The organism is Pseudomonas sp. So3.2b (assembly GCF_019464415.1).
In the GTDB taxonomy this organism is placed as follows: domain Bacteria; phylum Pseudomonadota; class Gammaproteobacteria; order Pseudomonadales; family Pseudomonadaceae; genus Aquipseudomonas; species Aquipseudomonas shahriarae.
In genome coordinates, this window is record NZ_CP080494.1 from 1,032,490 (window position 1) to 1,052,134 (window position 19,645).

Sequence of the window (19,645 nt, forward strand, 5' to 3'; positions counted from 1 at the left end):
GTTATTACCCGACTGCATCAACAGCTGATCATGAGTTCGTTGTAGTTCATTCGCCCCTGTTTGCCATGCCGCTTCGAAGTTGTCAGCGATGACATGGAAAACATATGCACGTTTTGTGCTGTCACTGATCGAGAAAAATAGCACGCAGGGTTGTACTGTGCCCGATGAGACAGCTAACTCATCGGTGTCTTTACTCAGGAGAGCATAACAATCGAGCAATTGCTGTTTCACAGGCATAGGATGTCCGTTAATTAAAATATTCAAGGACGGTTGCGTGTTTTATAGCTGATTGACCCGCCAATAAAAGAAAGGGTAAATGAAACCCAGCGGCTCGGGGATGAGACTGTTAATCCAAATTATATGTCAAGTGTAGGTGGATGAGTCTTCACGTGCCTGTTCTATTGCCTTTGGAACTATTGGACTTTCATATTGCTGGAGATGGTCTCTGATCAGCTTGCGAATGACCTGGGAAATAGTAAGGTCAATCTCTTCGGACAGCGCCTCCAGTCTCTGTTTGGTGGGGGAGTCGATGAGTATGGTCAGGCGTGTGGTTTTTTCTGACATTTTCTTGATCCTTCTAGAAAAATGCGGCCTCGACTGTCGCATGAAGTAATTGCTAAATGGAGTGAAGAACGCTTGAGACAAACCAATGAGGTTGTAATTTGATTGGTTGAAAGTCTAAATCAATCAAATCGTATTTTCTATGGAAGCAGGTGGAAAGTTTCCATTCTGTGAGGTTAACCACCTTTTTTTTGGTCATTTGTTATCATTTCGTTATAACTGTATGAGGTGTCTATATTAACTGCGTTTCAAGAAAGTTAGACGAAAAGGAACCTGGAGTCAAAAGTGAATAGTGTCTAACACTAAAGTAGTGGTGGGTGGCTTATGATTGATCGGGTAGGAGGTTGTTTTGCTGTGTGCATGAGTTTTTTACTCATGCTACGAGGCATAAAAAAGGGACCTGACCAGCATTAACCTGGTGGCCCCTTTTTAAGGATGGCGGTACGTTTCAGGCAAAAACGAAGTACTTGCGCACGGTCTCGACTACCTCCCAAGTACCTTTCATACCCGGCTCAACCACAAAAATATCACCGGCCCGCAAGTGAATCGGCTCCAGGCCGTCCGGGGTGATCACGCAGTAGCCTTCCTGGAAATGGCAGTATTCCCACTTCACGTACTCCACGTACCACTTGCCCGGAGTGCAGATCCAGGTGCCCATGATCTTGCTGCCGTCTTCGCTGGTGTAGGCGTTGAGGTTGACGGTGTGCGGGTCACCTTCGAGCTTCTCCCACTTGCAGGCATCCAGGACCGGTAGGGGATGGGTATCGCGCAGTACGGTGATCGGCTGGGACATGATGGCTCCAAGGCAGGGAAATGAAGTTCTACCCTATAACCCCAGGTCGGATGCCAGTGGTCTGAACTCGACACTGGGATGCCCAGAAGCGCATCGGAATACGATCTTAAAACCTACACCGTCCCTGTGGGAGCGGGCTTGCCCGCGATGGCGGTGTGTCAGGTGACGCATTTTTCACTGGTCCACTGCTATCGCGGGCAAGCCCGCTCCCACATTTGATCTGGGGTGGCTGATGGATCCATTCAATAATCAGGCGTTTCTTCGCAGTAACTACGAAAGAAATCAGCCTTCGCGCTGGAATTCGCAAGAATATTTACCGCTGGCCCTCGTATCATTCACCTTAGAAACGACCGAGAGCCTCGTATGAACCCAATAAAAACGTGGTGGGATATCAGCCCACCCTTGAGCACCGCCACCCCGACCTGGCCGGGCGATACGCCCTTCCAGGAAGAGCGCGTCTGGCAGTTCGGCCCCGAATGCCCGGTCAACGTCGGCCGCATTACGCTGTCGCCCCACACCGGCGCCCATGTCGATGCGCCGTTGCACTACAGCGCCGACGGTGCGCCCATCGGCGAAGTCTCGCTGGATGTGTACCTGGGGCCGTGCCGGGTACTGTATTGCCTGGACAGCGGCGCGCTGGTGCAGCCCGAGCAGTTGCAAGGTCGCCTGGATAACCTGCCGGAGCGCGTGCTGCTGCGCACTTATCAACAGGCGCCGTTGACCACCTGGGACGCGAACTTCACCGCCGTCGCCAAGGAAACAATCGAGCTGCTGGCCAGCCTCGGCGTGCGCCTGATCGGCATCGACACGCCGTCCCTGGACCCGCAGCAGTCCAAGACCATGGATGCCCACAACGCCGTCGCCCGTCATGGCATGGCGATTCTCGAAGGCATCGTGCTCGATGACGTCCCGCAGGGCGATTACGAGTTGATCGCGCTGCCGCTGCGTTTTGCCAACCTCGATGCCAGCCCGGTACGAGCAATCCTGCGCCCGCTCAAGGAGCCCACGCGATGAGCCAGTGTCCTTTCTCCCCTGATTACCAGCCGCCGGAAGAATGGCATAACGCCGAGCTGAATTTTTCCGAGTCCATGAGCTATGGCGACTACCTGGACCTGGGCAAAGTGCTCACGGCCCAGCACCCGCTGTCGCCGGACCACAACGAAATGCTGTTTATCATCCAGCACCAGACCTCCGAGCTGTGGATGAAGCTGATGCTCCACGAGCTCAAGGCTGCCCGCGAACATGTGCGCCTGGGTGAGCTGGCGCCGGCGTTCAAGATGCTGGCGCGGGTCTCGCGGATTTTCGATCAACTGGTGCACGCCTGGGCGGTCCTGGCGACCATGACACCGTCGGAATACAAGGCGATCCGCCCGTACCTGGGGCAGTCGTCGGGCTTCCAGTCGTTCCAGTACCGGGAAATCGAGTTCATCCTCGGCAATAAAAGCGCGGCGCTGTTGCGGCCCCACGCCCATCGCCCGGAGTTGCTCAAGGAGCTGCAAGTGGCGATCGCCACGCCGTCGCTGTATGACGAAGCGATCAACCTGATGATCAAGGCGGGCCTGGCGATTGACCCGCAGCGTGCGCAACGCGATCCGACGGCGCCTACGGTTCATGACGAATCCGTGGAGGCGGCGTGGCGCGAGGTGTACCGCGATCCGACCCGTTACTGGGACCTGTATCAGTTGGCCGAGAAGTTTATCGACCTGGAAGACTCGTTCCGCCAATGGCGCTTCCGCCATGTGACCACGGTGGAGCGGATCATTGGCTTCCAGCCTGGCACCGGTGGCACTGAGGGCGTGGGTTACCTGCGCAAGATGCTCGACACCGTGCTGTTCCCCGAGCTGTGGCGGGTGCGTTCGACGCTCTGATTGAAACCCAACAAAAAGCCCCGGCACTCATTGAGTACCGGGGCTTTTTGTTGGCAATGCATTCCTATTGTGACCCTGTTCATGGGGGAGCCGGGCTTGCCCGCGATGCAGGTGGCTCGGTCATTCAGTTAGACCGAGTCGATGCCATCGCAGGCAAGCCAGCTCCCACATAAGCCAGCTCCTGCACAAGCCGGCTTCTACACAGGTTATTGCGCGACAGCCAGGGCCTTGTTCTTCCTGGAGCGCAACCAGTACGCCAGGAAGAGAATCCCCACCCACACCGGCATCGCATACACCGATGGGCGCATGTCCGGGATTGCCAGCATCACGCCAACGATCACCAGCATGAACGCCAGGCACAGGTAGTTGCTGAACGGGAACCAGAAGGTCTTGAACGATGGCACCACGCCTTGCTCGCCCATGGCCTTGCGGAACTTGATGTGCGTCAGGCTGATCAGCGCCCAGTTGATCATCAGCGAAGCAACCACCAGGGCAAACAACAGCACCAGTGCATCCTTGGGTGCCACGTAGTTGATCACCACGCACAGCAACGTCACCAGGGCCGAAATGCCCAGGGCGCGCAACGGTACGCCTTGCTTGTTGAGCTTCATCAGCGCCTTGGGCGCGTCGCCTTGCTCGGCCAGGCCGAACAGCATGCGGCTGTTGCAGTACACGCCGCTGTTGTACACGGACAGTGCCGCGGTCAGCACCACGAAGTTGAGGATGTGCGCGGCGGTGTCGTTACCGATCAACGAGAAGATCTGCACGAACGGGCTGGCACTGTAGGCATCGCCGGACGCGCCGAGGGTTTGCAGCAGTTGATCCCATGGGTACAGCGACAGCAGCACGGTCAGGGCGCCGACGTAGAAAATCAGGATCCGGTACACCACCTGGTTGATCGCCTTGGGGATCACCTTGCGCGGCTCGCTGGCTTCGGCGGCGGTAATACCCACCAGCTCCAGGCCGCCGAACGAGAACATGATGAACGCCATCGCCATCAGCAGGCCCATGCCGCCGTTGGGGAAGAAACCGCCGTGGTCCCACAGGTTGCTGATCGAGGCTTGCGGGCCACCGGTACCGCTGAACAGCAGGTAGCAGCCGAGCACGATCATGCCGATGATCGCCACCACCTTGATGATCGCGAACCAGAACTCGGTCTCACCGAAGAACTTCACGTTCAGGGTGTTGATCAGGTTCACCGCAACGAAGAACACCACTGCGCTGACCCAGGTCGGCACTTCAGGCCACCAGAACTGGATGTACTTGCCCACCGCTGTCAGCTCGGCCATGCCCACCAGTACATACAGCACCCAGTAGTTCCAGCCGGCGAGGAAGCCGGCATAGCCGCCCCAGTACTTGTGGGCGAAGTGGCTGAAGGAACCGGCGACCGGTTCCTCGACGATCATCTCGCCCAACTGGCGCATGATCAGGAACGCGATAAACCCGGCTATCGCATAGCCCAGGATCATCGACGGCCCCGCCGATTTCAGCACCCCGGCCGAACCGAGGAACAAACCCGTACCAATCGCCCCGCCCAGGGCAATCAGCTGAATATGCCGGTTTTTCAGGCCACGCTTGAGGCCAACCGGGTTAACCATGTCATCCGCCATTAACATTCCCTTCTACTTGTTTTTTTCAGGGTTGATCCTGCACGCCAGATCCGCCCCTCACTGCTGAGGGGTCAGATATTACTCTCGGTAAACTTTTCGTAATACAGCTGAACGCCATCAAGTGCCTGATCTTGCAGCCAGTTCTTGATGGATTCGACCATTGGAGGGGGGCCGCACACGTACATATCGGCCGATCTATCCCGCAATTCGGCCACGTCGAAATGTTCGGTCAGATAACCGCGCTTGCCGGACCACTGCGGCGATGGGTCGCTGAGCACTTCGGTGTAGCGAAAACCACGGATCGTTTGTGCATACGCCTTGATGCGCTCGGCCTCGCACAAATCCTCGGCCCCGCGCACCCCGTAGTACAGATGCACCGGTTGCTCGCAGCCGCGCTCGGCCAATTCATCGAGCATCCCCAACAGTGCCGACAACCCGGTGCCGCCGGCCACCAGCACCAGGGGCTGGGTGACGTGTCGCAGATAAAACGCGCCCAGCGGTGCCTGCAGCTTGATTTCATCGCCGACCTGGCAGCGCTCGCGCACGTAATTGCTCATCACCCCGTCCGGCAGCAAGCGGATCAGGAACTGCAAGCGGTTGCCCGGGCGGTTGGCGAAGGAGTAGGAACGCTGATGCTCGGTACCGGGGATCGACAGCCGCGCATATTGCCCCGGCAGAAAGTCCAGGGCGCGCTCCAGTTGCACCGACAGGATCGCGGTGCTGGCCGACACCTGCTGCACCTCGCACACCGTGGCGCTGAGTTGTTCCGGGCCCGGTGCGTTGCACAGGCTTGAGTCGAAATCGAAGTAAAACGCCGCGTCGGATTGGACCCGGGTCTGGCAACTGAGCATCTTGCGTTGTTGCAGGTCGAGGCTGGACAGGGCCTCGTCATCCACATAGTCCTGGCTGTAGTCGCCGGACTCGCAGCGTCCCTGGCAGGTGCCGCACACGCCTTCGCGGCAATCCAGGGGGATCTTGATGCCGTTGCGCAACGCCGCGTCCAGCAGGATTTCGTTGCTGGCCACCGGAAAGAACAAGGTTTTGCCGTCGGCAAAACTGAAGGCCACTTTGTGATTCATCCACCGCACTCCGCGTAGATAGATTGATGACTGGCGAGGTTGCCCCTCGCCACAGGGGCACGGTCAGAGGTGATAGAAGTCCAGCACCGAGTTGATGGTGTCGTTGAGCAGCAGCGCATGCTTGCGCGTGATCAGCCAACTGTCGCCATGGGGCTTGAGGCTGTAGGTGGCGTGGCCATAGAACTGCTCCGACATCGCCAGCCGATAAAACAGCGTGTGCCAGTTCAGCCGCACCTCCAGGCAGCCATCAGCCTGCTCGGCAATCCGTACGTTGTTGATCAGGTGCAAGGTGCGCGGCATCGGCGTGGCGGATGCGGCCTTGCCGGTGCGCAGGCGGAACACCCGGTCTTCCAGGCCCGAGCGGTTGGCGTAGTAGATCAGCGACATCTCGCGCTTGGGGTCGCGGGTGTAGACGTGTTCCGAGTCCCATTGCGGCAGGTGGAACTCACTCTGCGGGTCGAACAACTGCACGTAGGCGTCCCAGTCCTGGGCGTCGCACAGTTCGGACTTGCGGTAGAAGAACTGCTCGATCTGATACTGCAATTGCGCGTTCATCATTTCACCTCGTGCAGTTTCAACGATTGCGCCTCAAGCCCGTCCAGCAGGAATGTCTGCCAGTTGCGGTGCTGGTTGACGTACAACCCTTCGTGGGTGAACTCGGTGCCGGTCATGGCCGGCTGGATGCCGATGGCCTCGCTGTTGGGCGTCGGCCCGGTTTCCCAGCGATGGCTGCCCCGGGAGATATCGCTCCAGCGTTCCAGGCGGCCCTGGAAGCCGCGCTGGGCTTCGCGAAATTCCACCAGGTCATCCGGGGTGCCCATACCGGACACGTTGAAGAAGTCTTCAAACTGGCGGATACGGTTTTCGCGGTCGGCATCGGACTCGTGCTTGACCCCCAGGCACTGGCTGATGATCTCGGTCTTGTTCCACGCCACCGGGCGGATGATGCGCAGTTGCGAGCTGATCTGGTCGAGAAAGAACAGGCTGGGGTACACGTTGAGGTTGCGCAGGCGGTGCATCATCCACTCGGCCTTTTGCTGGCCGTGTTCTGCCACCAGGCGCGGCATGATGGTGGCGTAGCCGGAGCGTACGCTGGGGTTGGGCATGTCGCTGAACAACACGCTGTGGCCGTTGTTGAAGGCAAACCAGCCGTCATCGGTATTGGCATCGCCGGCGCCGAGTTTGCTGTAGTCCAGGGTGCTGCCGGAGGCGCTGCCGTTTTCCGTATTGACCTGCTGGCGATGCTGCACCGTGGCCACGTAGTTATAGTGCACGGTGCTGACGTGGTAACCGTCCAGGCCGTTTTCGTTCTGCAGCTTCCAGTTGCCGTCGTAGGTGTAGGCCGACTTGCCGGGCAGCACTTCCAGCTCGCCGGTGGCGGACTGCGCGACCATCATGTCGAAGAACACTTTGGAGTCGCCGAGGAAGTCTTGCAGGCTGTTGCTGCCGTGCACGTCGAGGCTGATAAACACAAAGCCCTTGTAGCTTTCGATGCGCGCCTTCTTCAGGCCGCGGGTGGCCTTGTCGAAACCTTCCGGGTATTCCCCCGGCGCCTTGACCTTCACCAGGCGGCCGTCGCTCTTGTAGCACCAGGCGTGGAACGGGCAGGTAAAGGTCGACTGGTTGCCCTTGCCGACCCGGGTTAGGGTGGTGCCGCGATGCTGGCAGGCGTTGATCAGGGCGTTGAGCTGGCCTTCACCGTCACGGGTGATGATCATCGGCTGGCGCCCGGCGCGCATGGTTACGAAGTCGTGGTTATTGGCCAGTTCGCTTTCGTGGCAGGCGTAGATCCAGTTCTTTTCGAAGATCAGTTCCATCTCCAGGTCGAACAGCTCAGGTTCGGTGAACATGTCCCGGGCGATGCGGAACACACCCTCGGCCGGACGGAAATCCAGGCAGCTTTCGATAAACGTTTTCCATTGCTCGACGCTTCTTGCACCACTCATGGGAGGCACCTTTTATTGGGTAGCTAATCGGTGGTTCATTAGAGGCGGGCAGGGGGGCGGCCAGCTATCCGCTTAATGGGGGAAGATGGGCCGCATAGTTGGGGCGCAAATACCCACATCCGTGCAACGACGCCGGGGAATGCGCTACTGTCAGGCTAGGCAATTGTCGAAAAAGCCGGCTTCTTATCCACATAGTCGACGCTCACTATCCACCCAGTGGCCAAGTGCGCGACGTGGCGCAGAACTTGCCTTGATCCACCGGACGCGCCGTCAGAGCGCGCTGGCCACAACCGCCGTGAGTGCACCCTGATGAGTAGCCATACACGCGATATCCGTATTGAACGTTTCGACCTTGAAGGCGCCCGCAGCTGGATGTCCGGCATCTGCGGGCCCCACCGGCTGGAAACCGCCACCCCGGAGCGCCTGCGCTTCCACCACAGTGCCAATGTGTTCAAGTCCCGCGCCACCACCCTGGGGGTGATCGAATACGGCACCGACGTGACCATCGATATCGAAGACGCCGAGCACTTCAGCAGCTACAGTCTGAGCCTGCCGCTGGTGGGCGAGCAGGAGCTGAGCAAGGGTGGCCAGCGCCTGAGTTCCAATCGCGACCAGGGCGTGATCATTTCGCCCAATGAACACCAGGTGCTGGCGATCTCCGGCGACTGCCGCAAGCTGCAAGTGGTGATCACCCGTGCGGCGATGAGCGAAACCCTGGAGGGCTTGTTGCAGCGGCCGATTGATGCGCCGCTGCGCTTTGAGTCGGTGATGGATGCGGTGCAGGGCGCGCCGGCAGCGTGGTGGCGTATGGCAAGGCACTTCATCGCGGAGCTGGAGCACAGCAGCGAACTGTATGACCAGGCCGCGTTTACCCGCGACCTGGAAAGCTCGCTGATCAAGGGCCTGATCCTGGCCCAGCCGAACAACTATTCCGAAGAACTGCGCGACGTGCTGGGGGTCAAGCTGCCCCACTACCTGATCCGCGCCCGCCAGTACATCCACGCCAACGCCCGCGAAGCGCTGCACCTGGAAGACCTCGAGGCGGCCACCGGGGTGTCGCGGTTCAAGCTGTTCGATGCGTTTCGCAAATACTTCGCGCTGTCGCCCATGGCCTACTTGAAGAAGTACCGCTTGAGCGCGGTGCGCCAGGAAATTCTCGAGCATGGCGCCACCCGCACCATCTCCGAAATCGCCCTGGGCTGGGGCTTTACCCACCTGGGAAGGTTTTCGGCGGAGTACCGCAAGCTGTTCGACGAATCCCCCAGCCAGACGCTGCAGCGCAACGATGCGCGGCGCATGCGGGGTGCCTGAACACAATGCAGCTCCCACAGGGTATTGGAGGTGACTGGGAGATTTCAGATCAGTTCTTCTACCAGTTGCAGGCAATGACCCAGCCCCGGCGACTGATCATTGATCCGCCGGCTGAGAATAATCGGCGAGGTCGCCGTAACCTCGACAATCGGCGTATAGCCGATATCCGCCCGATGCAGTATCTGCACCGACGCCGGCACCAGCGTCACCCCCATGCCGGCCCCGACCAGGCCGATGGCGGTCTGCAACTCATTGGTCCATTGCGCGACCTTGATCGCCAGGCCATGGGTGTCGAACAGTGCGATCACGTGGTCGGCATAGCTGGGGCGCGGGTTGCCGGGGTACAGCACCAGCGGTTCGGCGGCCAACTGCGCAAGGGTCACCGGTGCGCCCAGCAGCGGGTGCCCGGCCGGCAACACCGCCACCAGCCGATCCTCGACCAACACCCGCTGGACAATGGCCGGGTCATCAATGCGAATCCGCCCGAAGCCCACATCAATGCGCCCGGCCTTGAGCGCTTCGACCTGTTGCAGGGTGGTCATCTCCGACAGCCCCAGCTCCAGCTCCAGCGCGTCATGGCTGCGCAGGCGGCGGATCAGTTCCGGCAGCACGCCATACAGGGTCGAGGGGGCAAAGCCGATGCCCAGCCAGGTCTTCTGCCCCAAGCCGATGCGCCGGGTGTTGTCGCAGGTCTTGGCCAACTGCTCCAGCAGCACATTGGCGTGTTCATAGAAGTACCGCCCGGCCTCGGTCAGCCGCAACGGCCGGCCACGCTCCAGCAGCACCACACCCAACTCATCTTCCAATTGCTGGATCTGCCGGCTCAACGGCGGCTGGGCGATGTGCAGGCGTTCGGCGGCGCGGGTGAAGTTCAGGGTTTCCCCCAGCACCTGGAAGTAACGCAGGTGGCGCAGTTCCATACGGATTCCTCTCATACCTTGAGGGTATTGTTTGAGACCAATTCTATATTGGAAGCCAGCAACAATGGGCGACAGAATCGGGCAAGACCTATAAAGAACCCAACGGGTATTGCCATGCCGATTTGCGCCATCGAGTCGATCGAGACCATCATCGTCGATCTCCCCACCATTCGCCCGCACAAGCTGGCGATGCACACCATGCAAAACCAGACCCTGGTGATCATCCGCGTGCGGTGCGCCGACGGTATCGAAGGGATCGGCGAGTCCACCACCATCGGTGGCCTGAGCTACGGCAACGAAAGCCCCGACAGCATCAAGATCAATATCGACCAACACTTTGCGCCACTGTTGATTGGCCAGGATGCCAGCAACATCAACGCCGCCATGTTGCGCCTGGAACGCAGCATCCGTGGCAACACGTTTGCCAAGTCCGGCATCGAAAGCGCCTTGCTCGATGCCCTCGGCAAGCGCCTGAACCTGCCGGTCAGCGAGCTGCTCGGCGGCCGAGTGCGCGATGCCCTGCCGGTGGCCTGGACGTTGGCCAGCGGCAATACGCAAAAGGACATCGACGAAGCCGAGAAGATGCTCGACCTGCGCCGCCACCGCATCTTCAAGTTGAAGATCGGCGCCGGTGAAGTCAGCCAGGACCTGGCCCATGTGATTGCGATCAAAAAAGCCCTGGGCGAGCGCGCCAGCGTGCGCGTCGACGTCAACCAGGCCTGGGACGAAGCCGTGGCCCTACGCGCTTGCAAGGTGTTGGGCGATAACGCTATCGACCTGATCGAACAGCCGATCTCGCGCAATAACCGTGGCGGCATGGCCCGGCTCAACCTCTCGAGCCCGGCGCCGATCATGGCCGACGAGTCCATCGAGTGTGTCGAAGATGCCTTCAACCTGGCCCGCGAAGGCGCGGCCTCGGTGTTCGCCTTGAAGATCGCGAAAAACGGCGGCCCGCGCGCCGTACTGCGCACGGCGGCGATTGCCGAGGCGGCGGGTATTGGCCTGTATGGCGGCACCATGCTTGAAGGCGGTATCGGCACCCTGGCCTCGGCCCACGCGTTTCTCACTCTCAATAAACTGGCGTGGGACACCGAGCTGTTCGGGCCGCTGCTGCTCACCGAAGACATTCTTACCGAGCCGCTGCTGTATCGCGATTTCCACCTGCATGTCTCGACCGCCCCGGGCCTGGGCCTGGCCATTGATGAGGAGCGCCTGGCGTTCTTCCGTCGCGACAAACATTAAGAGGACGCCTGCGATGTTGTTCCACGTAAAGATGACCGTAAACCTGCCTGTCGATATGAACCCCGAGCGCGCAGCGGCCCTCAAGGCCGACGAAAAAGCCCTGGCCCAACGCCTGCAGGCGCAAGGCAAGTGGCGCCACCTGTGGCGCATCGCCGGGCTGTACGCCAACTACAGCGTGTTTGATGTCGACAGCGTGCAGGAACTGCATGACCTGCTGATGCAACTGCCGCTCTATCCCTACATGGCCATTGAAGTGAATGCCCTGTGCCGGCATCCGTCGTCGATCCATGAGGATGACTGCTGAGCCTGTCTAGCCCCCTAATAATTACAAGATGAGGATTGCACCATGTCCATTCGACTGTCCCAGACTGCCCACGCCCAGCGCTTCCTCGAAGAAGCCAGCGGCAACCTCAATGACGCCGGCAACCCACGGGCCAAGGCGCTGATCTACCGGATCCTGCGCGATACGGTGAATATCATCGAAGACCTGGAAGTGACCCCGGAAGAGTTCTGGAAGGCGGTCAACTACCTCAATGAACTGGGCAAGAACCAGGAAGCCGGGCTGCTGGCCGCAGGCCTGGGCCTGGAGCATTACCTGGACCTGTTGATGGACGCCGCCGACGAGGAAGCCGGCAAATCCGGCGGCACCCCGCGCACCATCGAAGGGCCGCTGTACGTGGCGGGTGCGCCGCTGTCCAAATACGAAGCACGCCTGGACGATGGCCTGGATGCGGCCGTGCCGCTGTTTATGCGCGGGCAAGTGCGCGACATCAACGGCAAGCCGCTGGCGGGGGCGATTGTGGATGTGTGGCAGGCCAATACCGGCGGCACTTACTCCTGGTTCGACCCATCGCAATCGGAGTTCAACCTGCGTCGCCGGATCGAGACCGACGCCCAGGGCAATTATCGTTTCCGTAGCATCGTGCCGTCTGGCTACGGCTGCCCACCGACCGGCCCGACCCAGCAGTTGCTCGATCAACTGGGGCGTCACGGCCAGCGGCCAGCGCATATCCACTTCTTTATCTCGGCACCGGGGCATCGGCACCTGACCACGCAGATCAACCTGTCGGATGATCCGTACCTGCATGATGACTTTGCCTACGCCACTCGGGATGAGCTGATTGCCGAAATTCGCTTCAGCGAAGACCCGCAACTGGCGCGGGAGTTTGGCGTGGAGGGCAAGTTTGCGCAGATCGACTTTGACTTCGAGTTGCAGCCGGCGGTGGCACCGGTCGAGCAAAAACGCATGCAACGCGTGCGCGCCCTCGAAGACTGAATACGGTCAAAAATGTGGGCGCTGGCTTTTGTGGGAGCTGGCTTGCCTGCGATAGCCTCGCCTCGGTAGTGCAGATAAACCGAGGGGTCTGTATCGCGGGCAAGCCCGGCTCCCACAAAAGCCAGCGCCCACAGTTGATCAGCAGTGCTTTGCCTATTTGCGTACGACCAGGTCCAGCACCTCATCCCGGTCCTTGATCTTCTGCAACACGATCTCCGAACGGATATCCATCACCCCCGCCGTGCGGTTGAGGTGGTTCACGATAAAGTCGGAAAAGTGCTTGAGGTTGCGCGCCTGCACCCGCAGCACGTAGTTGCTGGCGCCGGTGATCACATAGGCACTGGCCACTTCCGGCCAGCCCTGGACCTTCTTGATAAAGGTCTCGTGCCAGTCCTCCATGTCCTGGCGCAACGACAGGTGGACGATGGCTTCCAGCTCGATCCCCAATTGCTCGGCATTGAGCACCGCGCGATACCCGCTGATCACCCCCTCACTCTCCAGCAGGCGCAAGCGGCGCAGGCAGGCGGACGGCGACAGGGCTACTTTTTCCGCCAGTTCCTGGTTGCTGATACGGCCATCCTGTTGCAGGAAATGCAGGAGGCGCAGGTCGGTGGCGTCGAGAATCATGCTTAGAATTAATCCGCGTATTTAGAGGTTAAATTCGAATTTCCTACAGCTTATTAAGCCAGTTGTAGCGCACTTTGCACGAAAATTCTGCAAATCTTCGTTCATTATTTGGTCCATCGTCATCTATAAAAACAGGACTTTCCATGACCAGCCGAACTCATTGCCAGACCCTCGACGCCCAAGACCCGCTGGCGCCCCTGCGCGATCAATTCGCCCTGCCGGAAGGGGTGATCTACCTCGATGGCAACTCCCTCGGCGCACGTCCGGTGGCGGCGCTTGCGCGGGCACAAGCGGTGATTGCCGAGGAGTGGGGCAATGGGTTGATCCGCAGCTGGAACAGCGCCGGCTGGGCCGACCTGTCCCAGCGCCTGGGCAACCGCCTGGCGCCGCTGATCGGCGCGGGTGAGGCTGAAGTGGTGATTACCGATACCACCTCGATCAACCTGTTCAAGGTGCTCAGCGCCGCCTTGAGCGTGCAGCGCCAACGCCAGCCGCAGCGCAAGGTGATTGTCAGCGAGGCAAGCAACTTCCCCACCGACCTGTACATCGCCGAAGGCCTGGCGGCGCTGCTGCAACAGGGCTACAGCCTGCGCCTGGTGAACAGCCCCGACGAACTGCCGGCGGCCATCGACCAGGACACTGCCGTGGTGATGATCACCCACGTCAACTACAAGACCGGCTACATGCACGACATGCAAGCGCTGACCGCCCTGAGCCATGAGTGCGGCGCGCTGGCGATCTGGGACCTGGCGCACTCGGCGGGCGCGGTGCCGATTGACCTGCACCAGGCCGGCGCCGACTACGCCATTGGCTGCACCTACAAATACCTCAACGGCGGCCCGGGTTCCCAGGCGTTTGTCTGGGTCAACCCGGCGCTGGTGGAGTTGGTGACGCAGCCGTTGTCGGGCTGGTTCGGCCATAGCCGCCAGTTCGCCATGGAGTCCAACTACGTGGCCGGCAAGGGCATCACCCGCTACCTGTGCGGCACCCAGCCGATCACCTCGCTGGCGATGGTCGAGTGCGGGCTGGATATCTTCGCCCAGACCGACATGGCCAGCCTGCGCCGCAAATCCCTGGCGCTCACCGACCTGTTTATCGAGCTGGTACAACGCCGCTGCGCCGCCCATGACCTGACGTTGATCACCCCGCTCGAGCATGCCAAGCGCGGCAGTCATGTGAGCTTTGAACACCCTGAAGGTTACGCCATCGTCCAGGCCCTGATCGCCCGTGGCGTGATCGGTGATTACCGTGAGCCGAAGATCATGCGCTTTGGCTTCACCCCGCTATACACCAGCTTCACCGAGGTGTGGGATGCGGTAGAAATCCTTGGCGAAATCCTCGATGAGAAATCCTGGGACCAGCCGCAATTCAAAGTGCGCCACAGCGTCACCTGAAAACACCACAACACCCTGTAGGAGCTGGCTTGCCTGCGATGAAATCGCCTCGGTCGCACTGACCTACCGAGGTGTCTGCATCGCAGGCGAGCCAGCTTCCACAGGTGCTTGGCCAGCAGTAACAATCACAATAATAAAAGGGGCACGCACGTGACCACGCCAGACAACGGCTTTGCAGCAATCACCAACCGCGAACTGGGCCTGCGGCGCCAGCTCACTTCCGGGCAGATGAGCATGATCGCCATCGGTGGCGCCATCGGCACCGGGCTGTTTATGGGCAGCGCCTATGCCATCGGCTATGCCGGGCCCAGCGTGCTGGTCAGCTACGCCATCGGCGCGTTGATCACCCTGCTGTTGATGGGCTGCCTGGCGGAAATGACGGTGGCCCATTCCACCTCCGGCTCTTTTGGCGCCTATGCCGAGTTCTATATCAGCCCTCTGGCCGGGTTTCTGGTGCGCTATGCCTACTGGGCGGCGATTGTGCTGGCGGTGGGCGCTGAGGTCACGGCGGTGGCGATGTACATGAAGTACTGGTTCGCCAACGTGCCGGAGTGGGTGTGGATCGTCTCGTTTTCCAGCGTGCTGATCGTGCTAAACGCCATCAGCGTGAAAACCTTCGGCAACTTCGAATACTGGTTCTCGACGATCAAGATCAGCGCGATTGTCGGCTTTATCATCCTTGCGGTGTATGTGGTGTTCGGCTCTGGCAACCCGGATTACGGGGTGCAGAACTACACGGCCCACGGCGGGTTTTTCCCCAATGGCCTGAGTGGCATGTGGATCGCGGTGATCGTGTCGATCTTCAGCTACCTGAGCGTGGAGATGATCGCGGTGGCGGCGGGTGAGGCGGCTGACCCGGAGCAGGCGGTGAAAAAAGCCTTCCGCGCGACGATTGTGCGGCTGGTGGTGTTCTACCTGCTGACCCTGGCGCTGATGCTGGCCATCGTGCCGTGGAACCAATCCGGGCAGAGCCAGAGCCCGTTTGTCACGGTGATGCAGACCATCGGCATTCCCGGCGCCACCGGGGTGATGAACTTCGTGATCCTGATTGCCGCGCTGTCGGCCATGAACAGCCAGCTCTACATCACCACGCGCATGATGTTCAGCCTGTCCCGCGCCGGCTTTGCGCCAAAATCCATGGGCGCCCTGAGCAAGAGCGGGATCCCGCTCAATGCCCTGTTGCTGTCCAGTTCGGGCATCGCCTTGGCGACCCTGCTCAACGTGGTGTACCCGGAAAGCTCCTTCACCTTGATGATGGCCATCTCGATGTTTGGCGCGATCTTCACCTGGTTCATGATCTTCCTCACGCACCTGTTCTTCCGCCGCTACCGCAAGCGCCACGGCGGGCCGAAGTTGTCCTTCCAACTGCGGCTGTTTCCCTACAGCACGCTGCTGGGGCTGGTGCTGATGGGCGCGGTGATGATCACCACGTACTTCACCGAGGCGTTCAAGATGACCCTGGTGTTTGGCGTGCCGTTCCTGCTGATTCTCTCGGTGGTGTATTACGTGTTTTTCCGCAAAGGCACGGACAAGGCATCGAGCAAGGCCTTGGCGTAAGCCGGCAATTGCTCGAACGAACGCGCGCACAACAGCAGTCTGCGACAGGCCCAGTCTTCCGTCAGCGGCTGGGCCTGGAATGGCTGCGCGTGGGGCCAGCGCTGTAACGCGGCCAGCGGCACGACTCCCAGGCCCGCGCCACGGGCGACCATGCGCATCACCCCATCAAAGCCATCGGCCCGCACCCGGGTCTGCAAGCGAAAACCCGCGTGCAGCGCCTGTTCCTCCAGGTACACCGCCAACGCGCTGTCGGCGGCCAGGCCTACATAGTCGTAGGGCAGGCTGTCGATAAAACTCACTGCGCCGGCCGTCAGTGGGTGGCCTGTCGGCAGGATCAGCACCAACGGGTCGTCGCGAAACGGCCGGGTCTGCAAGCCGTGGCTGTCCACTGCATCGGAAATAATCCCCAGGTCCGCCGCGCCCTGGCGCAAGGCATGGGTGATGCGCAGGCTGGGCAGTTCCTGCAGGTCGATATCGAGGTTGGGGTGGGTGCAGAGAAAATCCGCCAGCAACTCCGGCAGGTATTCGCTGAGGGCGGTGGTGTTGCACAGCAGGCGCACCTGGCCTTTGACGCCGTTGGCGTACTCCGCCAGCTCCTGTTGCAGACGTTCGGCCTGTTGCAACAGCAGGCGTGCGTGGCGGGCCAGGGCGTTGCCGGCGGCCGTCGGGGTCACGCCTCGGCGGCCGCGCTGCAGGAACTCGACGCCCAGTGAAGCCTCCATTGCGCGAATGCGCGCACTGGCGGCGGCCAGGGATAGGTGGCTGCGGGCGGCGCCGGCGGTGATGTTGCCGGTGTCGAGGATGTGCAGGTAGAGGCGCAGGTCGATCAGGTCAAAGTGCATGGCCGGGGTTCTCGGGTGCCTGGACGGGCCTTATCGCAGGCAAGCCAGCTCCCACATTTGGAGGGGTGATCACATTCAGAATGTGGGAGCTGGCTTGCCTGCGATAGCGGTCTCAGCCTCACGCAAAACAAGAGGCTGCCTCAGTATATGGCGAATTTCCAACCCCACGCCAAACCCGCAAACTCCCCCCCATGACAACCTTCCTCGCGTTCTACCAACACCTCGGCCCAGCCCTGACCCTACTGGTGATCGGCACCTTCCTGCTGGCCGGCACCGTCAAGGGCGTGATTGGCCTGGGCCTGCCCACCGTCGCCATGGGCCTGCTCGGTCTGGCTATGTTGCCGGCGCAGGCTGCGGCCCTGCTGATCATTCCTTCGACCATCACCAACCTCTGGCAACTGAGCTTCGGTGGGCACTTGGGCGCACTGAGCAAACGCCTGTGGCCCATGCTGCTGCTGATTTTTCTGGGGACCGGGCTCGGTTCGCTGTGGCTGGGCATGGACGGCGGTCCCTGGGTGGTGCGGGCCTTGGGCGGGGCGTTGCTGGTGTATGCGCTGTGCGGGCTGTTGCTGCCGACGTTGCGGGTGCCCGCCGGCAGCGAGCGTTGGCTGGGCCCGCTGTGTGGTCTGCTGACGGGGATCGTCACTTCGGCCACCGGCGTCTTCGTGATCCCGGCCGTGCCCTACTTGCAGGCACTGGGCTTGCATCGGGACCAACTGGTGCAGGCGCTGGGCCTGTCCTTCAGCGTGTCCACCCTGGCCCTGGCCGCCGGGCTGTTCTGGCGCGGCAACCTCGGGGCCGGCGAACTGAATGCCTCGCTGCTGGCGTTGGTGCCGGCGCTGCTGGGCATGTGGCTGGGGCAAAAGCTGCGCCAGTGCATCAGTGCTGTGCTGTTCAAACGCGTGTTTTTTATGGGCATGGCGGCCCTGGGCGGGCACCTGCTGATGGGTGCTTGACGCAATAATCAGATGGTTACTCGTGCCTGAAGGTCAAAAGTGTTTTGCCGGTCCGTGGCTTACTCACCCGAGGGGTTGCCCGTAGCCTGCGCTCATCCATTTTCAACCTTCAGGTACAACCCCATGAAAAAAGTTCTGTTGCTCAACGGCGGCAAGAAATTCGCCCACTCCGATGGCCGCTACAACAACACCCTGCATGATGCGGCGCTGGCCGTGCTGGACCGGGGTGGGCTTGACGTGAAAGTCACCCATATCGACGCCGGCTACGACGTGGCCGAAGAAGTCGCCAAGTTCCTCTGGGCCGACGTGATCATCTACCAGATGCCCGGCTGGTGGATGGGCGCCCCATGGATCGTCAAGAAGTACATCGACGAAGTCTTCACCGAAGGCCACGGCAGCCTGTACGCCAGCGATGGCCGCACCCGTTCCGACGCGTCGCAGAAGTACGGCAGCGGCGGCCTGATCCAGGGCAAGCAGTACATGTTGTCGCTGACCTGGAATGCACCACAGGCAGCATTCGATGACCCGAGCGACTTCTTCGAAGCCAAGGGCGTGGATGCGGTGTACTTCCCGTTCCACAAGGCCAACCAGTTCCTCGGTATGAGTGGCCTGCCGACGTTCCTGTGTGTGGACGTGATGAAGCGCCCCTCCATCGAGGCTGATGTGCTGCGCTATGAGCAGCATCTGGCCCAGGTGTTTAACCTGACGCTGTAATACGGCTAGTATCCACGCAGCCGTATTCACGAGGATTCACGTTGAAAGCCCGATCCGATGAGCTCCAGATCTTCGTCTGCGTGATTGAATGCGGTTCGATTTCCGCTGCCGCCGAACAAGTCGGGCAGACGCCTTCGGCGGTCAGCCGCACTTTGTCACGGCTCGAAGCCAAGCTCGACACCACCCTGATCAACCGCACCACGCGGCGCATGGACCTGACCGAAGAGGGCAAGTACTTCTTCGAGCAGGCCAAGCTGATCCTGGAGCAGATGGACGAGCTGGAAGAGCGCCTGTCGTCACGGCAGAAAACCCCGTCCGGGCGCTTGCGGATCAACGCCGCCTCGCCGTTCATGCTGCATGCCATCGTGCCGTACGTCGCCGAGTTCCGCCGTCTGTACCCGGATATCCAGCTGGAGCTCAACAGCAACGACCTGATCATCGACTTGCTGGAACAGAGCACCGACATTGCTATCCGCATCGGTGCCCTGGCGGACTCGACCCTGCATGCTCGCTCCCTGGGCTGCAGCCCGCTGCATATCCTCGCCAGCCCGGCGTACCTTGAGCAGCACGGCACGCCAACCACAGTGGCGGACCTGGCCAATCACACCTTGCTCGGCTTTACCCAGACCGAAACCCTCAACCACTGGCCGTTGCGCCATGTGCAGGGCGACCGCTGGCAGATCGAGCCGGGCATTGCCGCGTCCAGCGGGGAAACCCTGCGCCAACTGGCGTTGGAGGGGCAGGGGATTGCCTGCCTGTCGCACTTCATGACCATCGAAGACATCAACGCCGGCCGCCTGCAGTCGATCCTGGCGCCGTTCAACAGTGGCTATCGCCAACCGATCAACGCGGTGTATTACCGCAACTCGCAGTTGGCCCTGCGTATCCAGTGCTTTTTGGACTTTATCCAGGCAAAGCTCGCGCGCTACGCCTGTTGACCGGCTCCTAC

The 19,645-nt window shown here is 60.7% G+C and carries 20 protein-coding genes; 11 read left to right on the forward strand and 9 right to left on the reverse strand.

What is annotated here, in order from left to right; all coding sequences use genetic code 11:
• Nucleotides 1–363: 363 nt before the first annotated feature.
• Together K1X80_RS04440 and K1X80_RS04445 are read right to left on the reverse strand one after the other, a co-directional pair.
• Nucleotides 364–564, reverse strand: coding sequence for a hypothetical protein (locus tag K1X80_RS04440; protein WP_120731503.1), 201 nt, complete (start codon nt 562–564; stop codon nt 364–366).
• 445 nt (nt 565–1,009) lie between these two features.
• On the reverse strand, nt 1,010–1,354 hold the full coding sequence (locus tag K1X80_RS04445; RefSeq protein ID WP_057439321.1) for a cupin domain-containing protein: 345 nt from the start codon (nt 1,352–1,354) through the stop codon (nt 1,010–1,012).
• A gap of 363 nt (nt 1,355–1,717) precedes the next feature.
• Between K1X80_RS04445 and kynB the strand changes: the two genes are divergently transcribed.
• Together kynB and kynA are read left to right on the forward strand one after the other, a co-directional pair.
• Nucleotides 1,718–2,368 (forward strand): arylformamidase, encoded by a 651-nt coding sequence (gene kynB / locus K1X80_RS04450; RefSeq protein ID WP_057439320.1) that lies wholly within the window; start codon nt 1,718–1,720, stop codon nt 2,366–2,368.
• Nucleotides 2,365–3,222, forward strand: a complete 858-nt coding sequence (gene kynA, locus K1X80_RS04455) for a tryptophan 2,3-dioxygenase (RefSeq protein WP_057960627.1) — start codon at nt 2,365–2,367, stop codon at nt 3,220–3,222. Before kynB ends, kynA begins: the two co-directional genes overlap by 4 nt.
• Nucleotides 3,223–3,428: 206 nt before the next feature.
• On the opposite strand, the gene K1X80_RS04460 is transcribed toward kynA, so the two are convergent.
• The 4 genes from K1X80_RS04460 to antA form a co-directional block, all read right to left on the reverse strand.
• On the reverse strand, nt 3,429–4,832 hold the full coding sequence (locus K1X80_RS04460) for an amino acid permease (RefSeq protein ID WP_057439319.1): 1,404 nt from the start codon (nt 4,830–4,832) through the stop codon (nt 3,429–3,431).
• 71 nt (nt 4,833–4,903) lie between these two features.
• Nucleotides 4,904–5,911 (reverse strand): anthranilate 1,2-dioxygenase electron transfer component AntC, encoded by a 1,008-nt coding sequence (gene antC / locus K1X80_RS04465; protein WP_057960626.1) that lies wholly within the window; start codon nt 5,909–5,911, stop codon nt 4,904–4,906.
• Between the two features lie 63 nt (nt 5,912–5,974).
• Entirely contained in the window at nt 5,975–6,466 is a 492-nt protein-coding gene (antB, locus tag K1X80_RS04470) for an anthranilate 1,2-dioxygenase small subunit (RefSeq protein ID WP_057439317.1), read from the reverse strand.
• A complete protein-coding gene (antA, locus tag K1X80_RS04475) occupies nt 6,466–7,857 on the reverse strand; it encodes an anthranilate 1,2-dioxygenase large subunit (RefSeq protein ID WP_057960625.1) in 1,392 nt (463 codons plus the stop codon). Before antA ends, antB begins: the two co-directional genes overlap by 1 nt.
• A gap of 309 nt (nt 7,858–8,166) precedes the next feature.
• On the opposite strand from antA, the gene K1X80_RS04480 reads away from it, so the two are divergent.
• Entirely contained in the window at nt 8,167–9,168 is a 1,002-nt protein-coding gene (locus K1X80_RS04480) for a helix-turn-helix domain-containing protein (RefSeq protein ID WP_057439316.1), read from the forward strand.
• A gap of 44 nt (nt 9,169–9,212) precedes the next feature.
• On the opposite strand, the gene K1X80_RS04485 is transcribed toward K1X80_RS04480, so the two are convergent.
• Entirely contained in the window at nt 9,213–10,088 is an 876-nt protein-coding gene (locus K1X80_RS04485; RefSeq protein WP_057960624.1) for a LysR family transcriptional regulator, read from the reverse strand.
• A 114-nt stretch (nt 10,089–10,202) separates the two neighbouring features.
• Between K1X80_RS04485 and K1X80_RS04490 the strand changes: the two genes are divergently transcribed.
• The 3 genes from K1X80_RS04490 to catA are packed head-to-tail and all read left to right on the forward strand — an operon-like array spanning nt 10,203 to nt 12,606.
• Nucleotides 10,203–11,330: a muconate cycloisomerase family protein gene (locus K1X80_RS04490; protein WP_057439315.1), complete on the forward strand. Its 1,128-nt coding sequence runs from the start codon at nt 10,203–10,205 to the stop codon at nt 11,328–11,330.
• A 13-nt stretch (nt 11,331–11,343) separates the two neighbouring features.
• On the forward strand, nt 11,344–11,634 hold the full coding sequence (gene catC / locus K1X80_RS04495) for a muconolactone Delta-isomerase (RefSeq protein ID WP_220172685.1): 291 nt from the start codon (nt 11,344–11,346) through the stop codon (nt 11,632–11,634).
• 42 nt (nt 11,635–11,676) lie between these two features.
• Complete coding sequence (catA, locus tag K1X80_RS04500; RefSeq protein ID WP_057439314.1) at nt 11,677–12,606, forward strand: catechol 1,2-dioxygenase; 930 nt, start codon at nt 11,677–11,679, stop codon at nt 12,604–12,606.
• A 153-nt stretch (nt 12,607–12,759) separates the two neighbouring features.
• Here the strand turns inward: catA and K1X80_RS04505 are convergent, their stop codons facing one another.
• The gene (locus K1X80_RS04505) at nt 12,760–13,233 is read right to left on the reverse strand and encodes an Lrp/AsnC family transcriptional regulator (protein ID WP_029299899.1); all 474 of its coding nucleotides are present in this window, start codon (nt 13,231–13,233) and stop codon (nt 12,760–12,762) included.
• A 143-nt stretch (nt 13,234–13,376) separates the two neighbouring features.
• On the opposite strand from K1X80_RS04505, the gene kynU reads away from it, so the two are divergent.
• Together kynU and K1X80_RS04515 are read left to right on the forward strand one after the other, a co-directional pair.
• The gene (gene kynU, locus K1X80_RS04510) at nt 13,377–14,627 is read left to right on the forward strand and encodes a kynureninase (protein WP_057960622.1); all 1,251 of its coding nucleotides are present in this window, start codon (nt 13,377–13,379) and stop codon (nt 14,625–14,627) included.
• A 150-nt stretch (nt 14,628–14,777) separates the two neighbouring features.
• The gene (locus tag K1X80_RS04515; RefSeq protein WP_057439312.1) at nt 14,778–16,184 is read left to right on the forward strand and encodes an amino acid permease; all 1,407 of its coding nucleotides are present in this window, start codon (nt 14,778–14,780) and stop codon (nt 16,182–16,184) included.
• Here the strand turns inward: K1X80_RS04515 and K1X80_RS04520 are convergent.
• Nucleotides 16,130–17,026, reverse strand: a complete 897-nt coding sequence (locus tag K1X80_RS04520; protein ID WP_216312198.1) for a LysR substrate-binding domain-containing protein — start codon at nt 17,024–17,026, stop codon at nt 16,130–16,132. The genes K1X80_RS04515 and K1X80_RS04520 overlap by 55 nt on opposite strands.
• A gap of 191 nt (nt 17,027–17,217) precedes the next feature.
• Between K1X80_RS04520 and K1X80_RS04525 the strand changes: the two genes are divergently transcribed.
• The 3 genes from K1X80_RS04525 (at nt 17,218) to K1X80_RS04535 (ending at nt 19,634) form a co-directional block, all read left to right on the forward strand.
• Complete coding sequence (locus K1X80_RS04525) at nt 17,218–17,982, forward strand: sulfite exporter TauE/SafE family protein (protein WP_128593731.1); 765 nt, start codon at nt 17,218–17,220, stop codon at nt 17,980–17,982.
• Between the two features lie 123 nt (nt 17,983–18,105).
• A complete protein-coding gene (locus K1X80_RS04530) occupies nt 18,106–18,696 on the forward strand; it encodes an NAD(P)H-dependent oxidoreductase (RefSeq protein WP_115127335.1) in 591 nt (196 codons plus the stop codon).
• Nucleotides 18,697–18,737: 41 nt separating this feature from the next.
• The gene (locus tag K1X80_RS04535; RefSeq protein ID WP_057960618.1) at nt 18,738–19,634 is read left to right on the forward strand and encodes a LysR family transcriptional regulator; all 897 of its coding nucleotides are present in this window, start codon (nt 18,738–18,740) and stop codon (nt 19,632–19,634) included.
• Nucleotides 19,635–19,645 lie beyond the last annotated feature (11 nt).